This is a genomic window from Streptomyces sp. cg40 (assembly GCF_050320165.1).
In the GTDB taxonomy this organism is placed as follows: Bacteria; Actinomycetota; Actinomycetes; order Streptomycetales; family Streptomycetaceae; genus Streptomyces; species Streptomyces hokutonensis.
Window position 1 is genome coordinate 353880 of the sequence record NZ_CP190128.1, and the last position, 13145, is coordinate 367024.

General features: G+C 70.0%; 12 protein-coding genes. 9 read left to right on the forward strand and 3 right to left on the reverse strand.

The window, feature by feature from the left end; translation table 11 throughout:
- The first annotated feature begins 149 nt into the window (after positions 1-149).
- A complete protein-coding gene (locus ACQHII_RS01445) occupies positions 150-1052 on the forward strand; it encodes a LysR family transcriptional regulator (protein WP_427917423.1) in 903 nt (300 codons plus the stop codon).
- Between the two features lie 6 nt (positions 1053-1058).
- On the opposite strand, the gene ACQHII_RS01450 is transcribed toward ACQHII_RS01445, so the two are convergent.
- Positions 1059-1505, reverse strand: a complete 447-nt coding sequence (locus ACQHII_RS01450) for a hypothetical protein (protein ID WP_427917424.1) — start codon at positions 1503-1505, stop codon at positions 1059-1061.
- A gap of 169 nt (positions 1506-1674) precedes the next feature.
- On the opposite strand from ACQHII_RS01450, the gene ACQHII_RS01455 reads away from it, so the two are divergent.
- Positions 1675-2193 carry a VOC family protein gene (locus ACQHII_RS01455; protein WP_427917425.1) on the forward strand — a complete coding sequence of 173 codons (519 nt, stop codon included), beginning with the start codon at positions 1675-1677 and terminating at the stop codon, positions 2191-2193.
- Between the two features lie 26 nt (positions 2194-2219).
- On the forward strand, positions 2220-3809 hold the full coding sequence (locus tag ACQHII_RS01460; RefSeq protein WP_427917426.1) for an FAD-dependent oxidoreductase: 1590 nt from the start codon (positions 2220-2222) through the stop codon (positions 3807-3809).
- Positions 3810-3863: 54 nt separating this feature from the next.
- On the opposite strand, the gene ACQHII_RS01465 is transcribed toward ACQHII_RS01460, so the two are convergent.
- Positions 3864-4847 carry an NAD(P)/FAD-dependent oxidoreductase gene (locus ACQHII_RS01465; protein WP_427917427.1) on the reverse strand — a complete coding sequence of 328 codons (984 nt, stop codon included), beginning with the start codon at positions 4845-4847 and terminating at the stop codon, positions 3864-3866.
- Between the two features lie 168 nt (positions 4848-5015).
- Here ACQHII_RS01465 and ACQHII_RS01470 point away from each other — a divergent pair, with 168 nt between their 5' ends.
- Both ACQHII_RS01470 and ACQHII_RS01475 read left to right on the forward strand, forming a co-directional pair.
- Positions 5016-5336 carry a ferredoxin gene (locus ACQHII_RS01470; RefSeq protein ID WP_427917428.1) on the forward strand — a complete coding sequence of 107 codons (321 nt, stop codon included), beginning with the start codon at positions 5016-5018 and terminating at the stop codon, positions 5334-5336.
- Positions 5337-5373: 37 nt separating this feature from the next.
- Positions 5374-6801, forward strand: coding sequence for an aromatic ring-hydroxylating oxygenase subunit alpha (locus ACQHII_RS01475; RefSeq protein WP_427917429.1), 1428 nt, complete (start codon positions 5374-5376; stop codon positions 6799-6801).
- Positions 6802-6867: 66 nt separating this feature from the next.
- On the opposite strand, the gene ACQHII_RS01480 is transcribed toward ACQHII_RS01475, so the two are convergent.
- Complete coding sequence (locus tag ACQHII_RS01480) at positions 6868-7338, reverse strand: hypothetical protein (RefSeq protein ID WP_427917430.1); 471 nt, start codon at positions 7336-7338, stop codon at positions 6868-6870.
- Positions 7339-7480: 142 nt separating this feature from the next.
- Here ACQHII_RS01480 and ACQHII_RS01485 point away from each other — a divergent pair, with 142 nt between their 5' ends.
- The 4 genes from ACQHII_RS01485 (at position 7481) to ACQHII_RS01500 (ending at position 13126) form a co-directional block, all read left to right on the forward strand.
- Positions 7481-7948 (forward strand): hypothetical protein, encoded by a 468-nt coding sequence (locus ACQHII_RS01485; RefSeq protein ID WP_427917431.1) that lies wholly within the window; start codon positions 7481-7483, stop codon positions 7946-7948.
- A 352-nt stretch (positions 7949-8300) separates the two neighbouring features.
- Positions 8301-9575, forward strand: coding sequence for an ABC transporter substrate-binding protein (locus ACQHII_RS01490; protein WP_427917432.1), 1275 nt, complete (start codon positions 8301-8303; stop codon positions 9573-9575).
- A 42-nt stretch (positions 9576-9617) separates the two neighbouring features.
- Positions 9618-12398: an ABC transporter permease subunit gene (locus ACQHII_RS01495; protein ID WP_427917433.1), complete on the forward strand. Its 2781-nt coding sequence runs from the start codon at positions 9618-9620 to the stop codon at positions 12396-12398.
- The gene (locus tag ACQHII_RS01500; RefSeq protein WP_427917434.1) at positions 12395-13126 is read left to right on the forward strand and encodes an ABC transporter ATP-binding protein; all 732 of its coding nucleotides are present in this window, start codon (positions 12395-12397) and stop codon (positions 13124-13126) included. The genes ACQHII_RS01495 and ACQHII_RS01500 overlap by 4 nt, the downstream gene beginning before the upstream one ends.
- Positions 13127-13145: the final 19 nt, after the last annotated feature.

Below are 13145 nucleotides of genomic sequence, written 5' to 3' on the forward strand. Positions count from 1 at the left end.
ATCCGGGCAGGCGTGAGGGGTGAGATCGCCGACGGGACAGGTACGGCCGAGATCTCTCGCACCCACTATCGATTCACCGTCGCAGTGAGCCCGGTAATGGTCCAATGCGTGTTTTCGAGGCTGTCATCGACGCGGTCTATGATTCGCAAATGATCGACTTGAGTCGGTTGCGCGTCCTGGTCGCCGTCGCCCGTGAGGGTTCCATCACGGCGGCCGCCGAGTCACTGCACTACGCCCAGCCGTCGGTGAGTCATCAACTCGCCAAGCTGGAGGCCGAGGTCGGGGTCCCGCTCTTGCAGCGGATGGGGCGCGGTATCCGCCTCACGGAGGCCGGTCGGCTGCTGGTGGACCGGGCCGAGTCGATCCTCGCGCAGGTCGAGTCCGTGCACGCCGAACTGGACGAGCTGGCCGGACTGCGCACCGGCCGGGTCCGGCTGGCCGCCTTTCCCTCGGCGCTGGCCACCCTGGTGCCGCTCGCCGCCGCCCGCGTGTCCGCCGAGCATCCCGCGATCGAACTGACCCTGCGGGAGGCCGAACCGCCCGACGCGCTCAACGCATTGCGCAACAACGACGTCGACGTGGCACTGATCTTCGAGCACGGCGATCCGCCGCAGCGCGACCGCCGCGACACCACCATGACGCCACTGCTGGACGAGCCGTTGTACGTGGTCACCCCGGCGAACCGGTACTGGGACGGCCCCCGGGCGGAGCTGGCCACCTATGCCGACGCGCGTTGGATCGCCGGGTGCGAGCGCTGCCGCGAGCATCTCGTCGCGGCCTGCGGGCGGGCCGGTTTCGAGCCGGTGGTCGAGTTCGAGACCGACGACTACGTGGCCGTACAGGCGCTCGTCGCGGCCGGACTCGGCGTGAGCCTGCTGCCGGGCCTCACCCTCCTCGCCAACCGGCACCCCGGTGTCAGCCTCCACCGCGTCCCCGGCATGCGCCGCCAGGTCGTGGCCGCCGTCCACGGAAAGCCGCCCGCGTCCCAGCCCGCCCAGGTACTCCTCGGCGCACTCGCCGCGACCGTCACCGAGCCGGAATGGCCCACCTGACCGAGCCTAGTCCTCCCCGGGACCAGCGGTGATCCAGTCGGTCAACTGCCGTACGTACTCCCGGTATCCGGACCGCGCGGCATCCACGATCGCGGGGACCTTCTCGGGTTCGGTGTCGAGACACAGCTGTACGAGGACGTGGTGCGGGCCGTCCGCAGGTGCGAGCGCGGCGGCAAGGTCCGCGTCGATCAATCCGGCCTTCCCGGCCGCGTCGAACGAGCCTGTCGGTGTCCCCGGTAGCGCGGTCCGGTTGACGGCCGCGGCCAGGTCGTACAAGAGCGCCAGAATCCGTTCGATCACGAGCCCGGCTCCCGGATCGGCGGCCAGGCGTGCGCTGTCCAGCGCGCCGAGCGAGTCGAGCTGGCCGACCGACTTGCGCATGGTGATGAGCCGGTGCTCGATCGACGCCCGGTCCACGGGCAGTTGGGCCGCCCCCGCGCTGGATGTGGTCATCGCCGCATCGTGCCACGCGGGGTTCGCGCCGTAGTCGCCGATTCCGGCTGGTGGGACATCCGGTGGACGACCGCAGGTGGCGGGTGGACATTCGATGCCCGTGGTCAACCGGGCCAGCCAGAGCAGGGGGTGCCGAGTGCGGTCATTGAGTGACCTCTTCCGTAATTTCATGCAGCTCGGATATGTGACGGACGACGTCGACGCTGCGGCCTCGTTCCTGGAGTCGAGGCTGGGGACCGTGCAGTGCGTCAAGCACTTCAAGTCGTCGCTGGGCGGCGGCCTGCCGCCGGCCGGTGCCGACGCCCCGCGTGCCCCCTTCGTGGTGGTGGACGGTGCGCCCGCCGACGAGTGGGTCATCGACGTGGCGCTGGTCAACGCCGGGCCGACCAACCTTGAGATCATCCGTCCCGTCGGCGGCGCGGTCGACCTCTACCGCGGTGCCGTCCGGCCCGGGGAACCCGCCACGCTGCATCATCTGGGCTTCCGCGTAGACGACTTCGACGAGGCCTCCGCGATCGTCGCCGCGAGCGGCAGGACCTGGAAGCAGTACGGGGACAGCGGTGCCATCCGCTTCGGGTATCTCGACATGACGGCCGAACTGGGCCACTTCGTCGAGGTCATGGAGCTGGACGAGGAAGCCGCCCAGGGATTCGCGCACCTTGAGGCCAAGTCCAACGCGCCCCGGTGACAAGGGCATTCGGGAGAGGAAACGTCATGAGCGACGAAGGCACAGCCGATTCCTACGACGTAATCGTCGTCGGATCGGGCGCGGGACTCGTCGGCGCGTACGCGGCGGCCTCCCGTGGGCTCCGTACGCTGGTCATCGAGAAGACGGAGTACGTCGGCGGCACCACGGCCTATTCGGGTGCCGGTATCTGGCTGCCCGGCAACGCTGCCGAGCAGCGCGCCGGTGTCGAGGACGGTCCCGATGTCGCACGCCCGTATCTCGACGCGATCGTCGGCGAGGACTCGCCGGCCTCTCTGCGGGAGGCCTTCCTGCGGGCGGGGCCCGTCCTGATCGAGGAGTTGGAGCGGAATCCGCGGTTCGGCCAGTTCGTCTGGCAGGGCGTGCCGGACTACTTCGCCGGACGGCCCGGGAGCCTGCCCCAGGGGCGCACCATCTTCCCTCCGGACCTGGACCGGTCCGAACTCGGCGAGCTGGAACCCCTGGTGCGCAGGCCGTTGTGGACGGAACGCTGGGGTGTCGAGGTCGGCCCGAGGATGATCGGCGGCCAGGCCCTGATCGGCCGGGCGCTGCTCGCGTTCATGGAGACCGGCAACGGCACCGTGCGCACGAACACCGGGCTGACGCGCCTGCTCGTCGAGGACGGCACGGTCGTCGGCGTCGAGGCCCTGAGCGAGGGCGAGTTGGTGGAATTCCGCGCCCGGCGGGGCGTGCTCCTCGCCGCCGGTGGCTACGAACGGAACGGCGAGCTGCGTGAGCGGTTCCAGCCCGGGGTCGGCGACGAGTGGACCCAGGGCTGCCCGGGCAACACCGGCGACGCCCTCCTCGCGGGAATCGACATCGGAGCGGCGACCGGCCTGCTCGACGAGTCGTGGTTCGCACCGGGCCTCGTCGTGCCCGACACGCGCCCGGTGTTCTACACGTCGGTCTGGAGCGGCATTTGGGTCAACGCGGCCGGACAGCGCTACATGAACGAGCGGCTCCCCTACGACCGCGCCGGTCACGAGATGCTCAAGGCGCACAGGTCGTCGGGCGTGTCGCACCTGCCGACGCACTGGGTGTTCGACCAGCGCCAGCTCGACAACAGGAAGGCGTTCGCCGGGCTGCCGGTGGCGCCGCAGGTGCCGGGCTGGTTCGACGTCGAGAAGTTCCTCGCCGCCGGTGTGCTGAAGCGGGCCGACTCGCTGGAGGAGCTGGCGGAGCTGATCGGTGTGCCTCCGGGTGCGCTCGCCGAGAGCGTCGAGCGGTTCAACGGCTATGCGCGGGGCGGCAAGGACGAGGAGTTCGGCCGCGGTGAGGATCCCTGGGACCTGATGATCACGCAGATGGCGGGGGCTCACACCGACGGGCCCAACCCCTGTCTCGGCGTGATCGACAAGCCGCCGTACTACGCGGCCTCGATCGTACTGTCCGACCTGGGGACCAAGGGCGGTCTGAAGACGGACGACCACGCTCGCGTGCTGCGGCCCGACGGGTCGGTGATCACCGGTCTGTACGCGTCGGGGAACACGATGGCGCCGATGTCCGGGCGGATCTACCCGGGCGCGGGCGGTCCCGTGGGTTCGTCGATGGCGTTCTCCTACATCGCCGCGGTCGACATGGCCGGCGAAAGCCAATAGGCGCGAACAACTCCCTCTCGAAGTGGGCCTCTTCGAGAGGGAGTTGAGGCGTGTTCAGGCGGACTCGGTGGAGTGTCCGGGAAACAGCGACAGCGCGGGGTCCAGGGCCACAGCCGCATTGTTGACCGCCGTCGCGACCTCCCCGAAGCCGACCGACATCAGGCGGACCTTGCCGGGGTACGCGGTGACGTCGCCGGCCGCGTAGATCCGCTCGACCGTGGTGCGCATCCTGGTGTCGACGACGATGGTCCGCCGCTCCAGCTGGACGCCCCAGTCGGCGAGTGGCCCGAGGTTGCTGATGAAGCCGAGCGCGGCCACGACCGCGTCCACCTTCAGCACCCGGGGCAAGGTCTCCCCGTCGACCTTCACGTGCGCCTGGCGCAGCCGGTCGTCGCCGGCCAGGGTCTCCACCTGGGCGTTGGTGACGATGCCGACCCCGCACTCGTGCAGTTCGCGGACGCTCGCCGCGTGGGCCCGGAACGTGCCGCGGCGGTGTACGAGGGTCACCGAGCGGGCGATGGGGTGCAGGGCGAGGGCCCAGTCGACGGCGCTGTCCCCGCCGCCGACGACGAGGACGTCCCGGTCGGTGTGTTCGGCCGGGTCGGGCACGAAGTAGGTCAGTCCGCGGCCGAGGAACTCCTCGCCGGCCGGGAGGGTGCGCGGGGTGAACGTGCCGATCCCGGCGGTGAGTACGACCGCTCCGGCGTCGACCGTGACGCCGTCGGAGAGGGTGACCTGCGGGCGTCCCTCGGGCGAGTGGGCGAGGCCGACCGCCTGGCGGCCCAGGAGATACGTCGGGTCGAAGGCGTCGGCCTGGTCCTTGAGGGCCGTGACGACGTCGCGGCCCCGGGTGCCGGGGACGGCGGCGATGTCGCGGATCTCCTTCTCCGGGTAGAGCGCGGTGATCTGACCGCCGCACTGCGGCAGCGCGTCGACCAGGACGGTCCGCAGCCCGCGGAAGCCCGCGCAGTAGGCGCCGTAGAGACCGATCGGGCCGGCTCCGACGATGAGGATGTCTGTGGTCACGGTCTCGGCCACGGGCCGGCCTCCTGGGGTGATGGGGAGTGTGGGCAGCGGACGGCGGTGGTCGGCCGGCCGAGTGTATGGCGGCTCCGATCAGGGCCGTCGGCTCCGGTCCCGCCTGATGGGACGGTCGGTGGACGGTCCGGGACACCACGTGGAGAGTCGCTGTCACGGGCCACCGCGATGACGGACGGCTTTCTGCGGACGAGGAGGGCGAGGCTCGTGAGCGATGAAGTGCGGGTGTGGATCGATCAGAAACTGTGCACGGGTGACGGCCTGTGCACCCAATACGCCCCCGAAGTCTTCGAGTTCGGCGACGACGGATTGGCCTACGTCAAGAACGGCGAGGACGGGGAACTGCTGACGCCCGAGGGCGCGCAGGCCGATGTGGCGAACCGGCTGCGCCTGGATGTGATCGACGCAGCCGACGAGTGCCCGGGCAATTGCATCCATGTGGTGCGCAGCGCCGACGGGATCGAGGTCGCCGGTCCCGACGCCGGCTGAGACGACTCTGCGTGAGCAGTGGAAGGAGTGATGTTCGGTGTCTGCCGTGGTTGAGCCCCAAGTGGACCGTCGTGTCCCGTGGTTCGAGGGTGATGTGCCGGCCGAGAAGGTCCCGGAGAAGTACCGGCTGTCGCGCGCGTTCGTGCCCAAGGGCCGTTATCTGGACCCCGAGTTCCTCAAGCTGGAACTGGACAAGGTGTTCACGAAGGCCTGGTTGATGGCCTGCCGGCTGGAGGAGCTGCCGGGTGTCGGTTGTTTCGTCGAGTACGAGATCGGTGGTCATTCGATCCTGATCGTGCGGGAGGGCAAGGACTCGATCCGGGCCTATTTCAACGCGTGCCGGCATCGCGGTACGCGGCTGGCGCGGGGGCGGGGCCGGGTCGGTTCGCTCATCTGCCCCTTCCACGGCTGGCGTTGGAACCTGGACGGTTCGATCAGGCTGGTGCTGGACCGTGAGGAGTTCGTGCCGCGCTCGGACGACGACCTCGGTCTGGTGCAGGTGCGGGCGGAGCAGTGGGGCGGGTTCGTGTTCATCAACATGGACCCGGACGCGAAACCGCTGCTCGAATACCTGGACCCGATCCCGAGGATCTTCGCGCCGTTCCAGTTCGAGCACATGCGGTACCGGTGGCACAAGTCCGTGCCGCTGCCGTGCAATTGGAAGACCGCGCTGGACGGATTCCTTGAGGCGTACCACGTGGCGGGGACGCATCCGCAGCTGTACCGCTTCGACAAGTCGAACACCAACATCGCCTCGATGAAGGAACTCGAGAACCGGATGTGGGCGCCGACGACCGTGTACGAGCGGCACGCGCACTATTCGAGTGTCGGCCCGAAGAAGAAGGAGGCCGGCAAGGACCCGGCCAACCGGGGCACGGGGGGCGTGACCGACGAACGGCTGAGCGTCGCGCTGAGCGTGCAGTACATCGCCGACGACATGCGCGGCCTGGAGAACGAGCGGAGCTGGCGGGCCGCCGAGGCGCTGAAGACGGCGGAGGTGCCGGAGGGGATGACCGCCGGCCAGTACTACATGCAGCTGTACAAGGAGTTGTCGCTCGCCGAGGGTTACGACTGGCCGGACATCACGCCCCAGCAGTGGGCGGAGGCCGGTACGGCGTGGAACGTGTTCCCCAACACGATCCTGCTGCCCAACCAGGGGTCGGTGTTCGGCTACCGGGCGCGGCCCGACGGGTTCGACCCGGACCGCTGCATCTTCGAGATCTTCAGCCTGGACCAGGTCCCGGTCGCCGACTACGACAAGAAGCGGGACTTCCAGCCACAGTTCTTCGAAGACTTCCGCGAGGCCGACCTCGGCGAGATCTTCACCCAGGACCTGATGAACGCCAAGGAGGTGACCGTGGGCATGCACTCCCCCAGCTTCGACGGCCACCGGCTGAGCGAGGAGCAGGAGATGACGATCTACAACCACCACCGGGTCGCCGACCGGTTCCTCTGGACGGACTGACCCGTCGATTGACGGACTGACCCGTCGATCGGTGGTCCCGGCCCCCAGGGGCCGGGACCGGCCCGTTCAGCGCGAGACCCAGCCGACGTCGTGCCAGTACGTCTCCAGCTCCTTCAGCGGCTTCGGCCAGGTCTCGATGTACGTGACGCCCTCGGCCCCCGCCGTCATCGTGTACGGCGTGCCGGCCCGGCTGAGGAAGACCTCCCCAGGTCCCACCCGCACGGTCTGCGGCTCGCCCGCCTCGTAGTGCTCGATGTGGTACTCGCCCGCGAAGACGAAGAGCATCTCGTCCACGTTGTGGTGGTGCCGGGGCACCGTGAAGTGCGGGCGCACGCGCAGCGGGTTGCGGTTGAAGCGCGGGATGTCGATCGGCTTCGTGGACACCCACATCGCGCCGTCGAACGTCGCCGCGAAGTCCACGGGCGCGTCCCGCAGCAGACCGCCTTCGTTCCAGAAGTACTGCGGATGCCCTTGCTGGTCCAGGCCCATGGGAACCCAGTCCTCGTCCGCCACCAGATCACCGAATGTAAGAGTCACGCGGCGACCGTATGCGCGGCCGGCCGACGTGTCGTCGACAGGTTCCGCTCATCGGGACCCCTCGGCCGGGCGTTCACAGCACCGGTCCCGGCCAACGGGATTCACGTATGACACGCCTCACCCCGCTGCCGAGTATCGGTTCATGGGAATCGAGAGTTTCAACCTGCTGGCGGACGAGGGCTGGATCGAGTTGCCGGTCGACCAGTCCGCCCCCACGTATCTGTGGCACGGAGGCGGTCTCCTGGCCGACGCGCCGGTCGACATGGAGCAGACCTTCAAGGGCAACATGTGGTGGTCGACCAAGGTGGACCCGTCGTTCAACATCAACGGGCTGCGCTGCGCCCCGGACTTCGCGGTGCCCCGGCACCACCACAACCTCGACGAGTTGATCATCGTCTTCGGCGGGCAGTTCCACGTCGCCTGGGGCGAGGACGGGGAAGAGGGCAGCCGGACGGTCGGGCCCGGCGAGTTCTGGATCAGCAAGGCCGGAACTCCCTATCTGATGACGGCCGGGCCCGAGGGCGTCACCTACGCCGAGACCTGGCCGGAGCCGATGGCGAACCTGGAGACGTACTGGCACGACGCGGGCTGGGTCCACCGCGACCACTGACCACCTCCCTCGGCATTTCGTCTCCTCATTCCATGCCCGAAGCCGACCGAAAGGTGAACAGCCACAACAAGTCAGGCACGACCCATTCCGGCCGACTTGAATTACGTATACTCTTCTTGCTCACGGGCCGGTTCTGCGGTGAGCCGCGTGGGAGCAGGTCCGCCTCGTCGCCGGTCGTGACCTCCACGTCACGCCGGCCGACATGGTCTGCCGCGGCACTCGGCCCTCGTGCCGTTCGACATCCGCTCGCGGCTCTCTCTTCACTTTCTCGGACGGCGACGGCGCCGCGCGCTGCCACCGTCCGCTGATCGCTGCGAGTGCCGGGCACTCGCCGACACGTTGGGAAGCGGACATGATCGAGTCGGTCGGACGGGCCCTCTCCACACCCCGGTCGCGCGTGTCACTCGCGCTGGTGTCGACCACGGTGCTGCTCGCCGGATGCGGTGGCGGCGCCAGTGGTGCCACCACGGCGGACAGCACGAAGATCCCGGCCGCGCTGGCGAGCGCGTTCCCGGGCCACAAGGCCACCGGCGCTCCGGTGCGGATCGGGCTGATCACCAACGAGGGCGGCTCGACGATCAGCCAGCCCGAGACCCGGGAAGCCGCCGAGGCGGCCATGAAGTACGCCAACGCCAACCTCGGCGGGATCGCGGGCCGACCCGTCGCGCTCACGGTCTGCAAGACGAAGGAGGAGCCCGCGACGGCGCGGGACTGCGCGAACCAGATGGTCGAGCAGAAGGTCGACGCGGTGGTCCTGACCAGCAGCGGTCTGGGCGACTCCATGGTCCCGATCGTGACCAAGGCGGGCATCCCGTGGGCGACCGCCATCGCCGCCAGCAACTCCGAGGGCACCACCGCCAACGCCTTCTCCTGGACCGGCGGTTTCCCGACCACCATGACGTCGATGGCCGCGTACGCGAAGGAGAAGGGCTACAAGAACGTGGCCGCGTTCGTGATCGACGCGCCGGCCGCGGTCAGCGGGATCGAGGCCATCGGGAAACCGGTGTTCGCGAAGGCCGGCGTCGGACTGCGGATCGTGACGGTGGCCGCGGGCACTCCGGACGCGTCGCCGCAGGTGAGCGCCGCCCTGCGGAACAAGCCCGACGCCGTCGCCGTCGTGGCGGACCCGACCGTGTGCACCTCCGTGCTCCAGGCCATGGGCACGCTCGGCGCCGGCATCGCCCGGATGACCGTCCAGTCGTGCGTGTCCCCCGAGGTCGTGCAGGCGGTGGGCGCGGGCATGGACGGCGTGCAGGTCTTCAGCAGTTTCGACGTCGCCAGTGACGACCCGGAGGCCCAGCTCTTCCGGCAGGTGATGAAGGAGTACAGCCCCGACACCCCGACCCAGGGGTACGCGGCGATCGGCTACCAGGGCGTCCTCGGCCTGGTCCGCGCCCTGCACGGACTGAGCGGCACGGTCTCGGCGAAGACGATCACGGCGGCCCTGCACGCGGCGAAGGACGTCGTACTCCCGGCCGGGCACGGCATCACGTTCAGCTGCGACTCCAAAGCGGTACCGGGTCTGCCCGCGGCCTGCTCGGCGAAGGAGGTCACCGGCACGGTGTCGTCCGACGGCAAGTTGGGGCAGCTGCGGGTCGTCGATCCCAGTGCGTTGTTCGCGCGGTAGTCGAAGCAGCGGTCGGAACAACCGGGAGGGACGGTCTCGCCGATGAGCCAGTACGTCGTGTTTCTGTTGCTGGGGCTGGGCAGTGGGGCGGTGTTCGGCGCACTCGCGCTGGCACTGGTGCTCACCTACCGAGGCTCCGGTGTGGTCAACTTCGCCACCGGGGCGATCGCGTTGTACAGCGCGTACACCTACGCGTTCCTGCGCCAGGGCGAGTTGCTGGTGCCGCTGCCGGGGGTGCCGAAGAAGGTCGGGCTCGGCGGACCGCTCGGTCTCTTCCCGGCGGTGGTCATCTCCCTTGTGCTGGCCGCCCTGTTGGGGGTGGTGCTGTACGGGCTGGTCTTCCGGCCCTTGCGGACCGCGCCGCCGGTGGCGAAGGCCGTCGCCTCGATCGGGGTGATGCTGGTGATCCAGGCCGTGCTGGCCGCGGGCGTCGGCACGGGCGCGGTGTCGGTCAAGGCGATCCTGCCCAACGACCCGGTGTCCTGGGGCGGTTCGCTGATCCCCGGCGACCGGCTGTGGTTCGCGGCCGCCATCGTCGTACTCACCGTCGTGCTCGCGCTGGTGTTCCGCCTGACGCGGTTCGGGCTCGCGGCCCGCGCGGCGGCCGAGTCGGAGAAGGGCGCGCTGGTCAGCGGGTTGTCGCCGGAGCGGATCGCGGTCGCGAACTGGGCGCTCAGCTCGGCCATCGCCGGTCTGTCCGGCATCCTGATCGCGCCGATCGTGCCGCTGGTCCCGGTGTCCTACACGCTGTTCATCGTGCCGGCCCTCGCGGCGGCGCTGGTCGGCAACTTCACCGCGCTGATCCCGGCCGTGGGCGCCGGGCTGGTCATCGGGATGCTCCAGTCCGAGGTGCAGTTCCTCCAGGGCAAGTGGTCGTGGCTCCCCCAGACCGGTCTGGCCCAACTGGTGCCGCTGGCCGTCATCCTGGCCTACCTGGTGGTGCGCGGACGCCCGCTGCCCACCCGCGGCTCGCTGATCCAGCAGGCGCTCGGCCGGGCACCACGCCCGGACCGCGTGCTGGTCCCTGCCGTCGCGAGTACGGCCCTGGGTGTCGTCGTGCTCCTGGCCACCCACGGCAGCATTCGCGCCGCCGTGATCACCTCGCTGACCCTGGCGGTGATCTCGCTGTCGCTGGTGGTCGTCACCGGATTCGCCGGGCAGATCTCGCTGGCCCAGCTGACCCTGGCCGGAGTCGGCGCGTTCAGCCTGAGCAAGCTGAGCGCGGGATGGGGTATACCCTTTCCGCTCGCCCCGCTGCTGGCGGCCCTGGCGGCGATGGTGATCGGGGTCGTGATCGGGCTCCCCGCGCTGCGGATCCGCGGTCTGCCCGCGGCCGTGGTCACGGTCGCGCTGGCGGTGGCACTGGAGGCCTTCTGGTTCCGCAACCCCGACCTCAACGGCGGCCTGGGCGGCTCCAAGGTCCCCTCTCCGCACCTGTTCGGCCTCGACCTGGGCATCGGCTCCGGCGAGGACTATCCGCGCCTGCCCTTCGCGCTGCTGTGCCTGGTGGTGCTGCTTCTGGTGGGCCTCGGCGTGGCGTGGCTGCGGCGCAGCAGGCTCGGCGCCGCGATGCTGGCCGTGCGCGCCAACGAACGCTCGGCCGCGGCGGCGGGCATCGACGTCGCCCGCACGAAGATCGTCGCCTTCGCCATCGGCGCGTTCGTCGCCGGGCTCGGCGGCGCCCTCCTCGGCTGTCAACAGACCGTCGCGGACGCCGAGATGTTCACCGCGATCGGCGGCCTGGGCCTGTTCGCCACCGCGTACCTGGCGGGCGTCACCGCCCTGTCCGGCGGCATCGTGGCCGGCGTGATGGGGGCCGGCGGACTGCTGCCCGTCCTCCTGGACCGGGCCCTGTCCCTCGGCGAGTGGTACGACGTGATCATGGGCGTCGGACTCGTCCTCACCGTGATCACCAACCCCGAGGGGGTCGTCGGCCCGGCACACGAACTCGCGGCGCGGATCCGACGCGCGCGTCATCCGGCTGCCGTCGACGACACGGATACCGATGGCCTCACCGAGGCGGCACCTGCCGCCCGCCCACCGGTTCCCGAACCGGGCGAGGTGGTCCTCTCGGTCCGTGATGTCGGCGTGCGCTACGGCGGTGTCGTGGCCGTCGACTCCGTCTCCTTCGAGGTGCGCTCGGGCGAGATCGTCGGCGTGATCGGGCCGAACGGTGCCGGGAAGACCACCCTGCTCGACGCGATCAGCGGCTACCACCGCAGCACGGGAGCAGTCGAGTTCGACGGCCGGGAGATCTCGTCCCTGAAGCCGCACCAGCGGGGCCGGGCAGGGCTCGGCCGCACCTTCCAGGGAATCGAGCTGTACGAGGATCTCAGCGTCGAGGAGAACGTGCTGGTCGGGGAAGCCGCGGCACGGCACGGTGGCGACCATGTCGGTTCCGTGCAGGGGCCGGAGCTGCGGAACCGGCTGTTCGATACGCTGCACCTGAGCCGGTTCCGGGACCAGCCGGCCCGTGAACTCTCCCAGGGCAGGCGGCAGTTGGTGTCCATCGCACGCGCCCTGGCGGGCCGCCCCCGGATGCTGCTCCTTGACGAGCCCGCGGCAGGTCTGGACAGTTCCGAGAGCCGCTGGCTGGGCGACCGGCTGCGGGCCGTGCGGGCCGACGGTGTGACCGTGCTGCTGATCGACCACGACATGGGACTGGTGCTCGACGTGTGCGACCGGATCGTCGTGCTGGACATCGGAAAGGTGATCGCGGACGGAACTCCCGCCGAGATCACGGCGGATCCACGCGTCGCCACCGCCTACCTGGGCGCGGCGCAGAGCGATACGGACGAGATGCGCGGGGAGGTCGTCCAGTGACCGGGCCGGAACTGCTGACGTGCGAGGGCGTGGACGCGGGCTATACGAAGGGTCGGCCGGTGGTCCGCGGCTTCGGCCTGAGGCTGCTGCCCGGTGAGGTCGTGGCCCTGCTCGGGCCCAACGGGGCGGGAAAGACAACCCTGTTGACCACGCTCGCCGGTCTGCTGCCGCGCCTTGGCGGGACGGTGGCCCTCGACGGCACGGAGATCCGGGGCGGCCGGGCGCGCGAGGCAGCCCGGCGGGGGCTGGTTCTCGTGCCCGACGACCGGTCCCTGTTCACGCAGTTGACCGTGCGCGACAATCTGACGCTCGCCCGGCGGCGGCAGGGCAGCACCGTGGACCAGGTGCTCGACTTCTTTCCGGCACTGGGGAAACGGCTGAAGGTCGCGGCCGGCCAACTCTCCGGCGGGGAACAGCAGATGCTGGCCCTGGGCCGGGCCATGATCCAGGATCCGCGCGTACTCCTCGTCGACGAGCTGAGCATGGGGCTGGCCCCGGTGATCGTCGAGGAACTGCTGCCGGTGGTACGGCGGATCGCCGAGGACACCGGCGCGGCCGTCGTGCTGGTCGAGCAGCATGTCCGGCTGGCCCTCGACGTGGCGGACCGGGCGGTGGTCCTGGTGCACGGCGAGACCGTCCTCAGCGACTCCGCCGAGCGGATCGCCGCCGACCCCGGTCTGCTGGAGCGCGCGTATCTCGGCGAACGGGCACCGGATCGGGTCCCCTGAGTGGATCGGGCCGTACTCG

Coding starts and splice junctions, on each gene's coding strand:
- ACQHII_RS01445 (WP_427917423.1), top strand. CDS start 150: ATGATCGACTTGAGTCGGTTGCGCGTCCTGGTCGCCGTCGCCCGTGAG.
- ACQHII_RS01450 (WP_427917424.1), bottom strand. CDS start 1,505: ATGACCACATCCAGCGCGGGGGCGGCCCAACTGCCCGTGGACCGGGCG.
- ACQHII_RS01455 (WP_427917425.1), top strand. CDS start 1,675: ATGCAGCTCGGATATGTGACGGACGACGTCGACGCTGCGGCCTCGTTC.
- ACQHII_RS01460 (WP_427917426.1), top strand. CDS start 2,220: ATGAGCGACGAAGGCACAGCCGATTCCTACGACGTAATCGTCGTCGGA.
- ACQHII_RS01470 (WP_427917428.1), top strand. CDS start 5,016: ATGACGGACGGCTTTCTGCGGACGAGGAGGGCGAGGCTCGTGAGCGAT.
- ACQHII_RS01485 (WP_427917431.1), top strand. CDS start 7,481: ATGGGAATCGAGAGTTTCAACCTGCTGGCGGACGAGGGCTGGATCGAG.
- ACQHII_RS01490 (WP_427917432.1), top strand. CDS start 8,301: ATGATCGAGTCGGTCGGACGGGCCCTCTCCACACCCCGGTCGCGCGTG.
- ACQHII_RS01495 (WP_427917433.1), top strand. CDS start 9,618: ATGAGCCAGTACGTCGTGTTTCTGTTGCTGGGGCTGGGCAGTGGGGCG.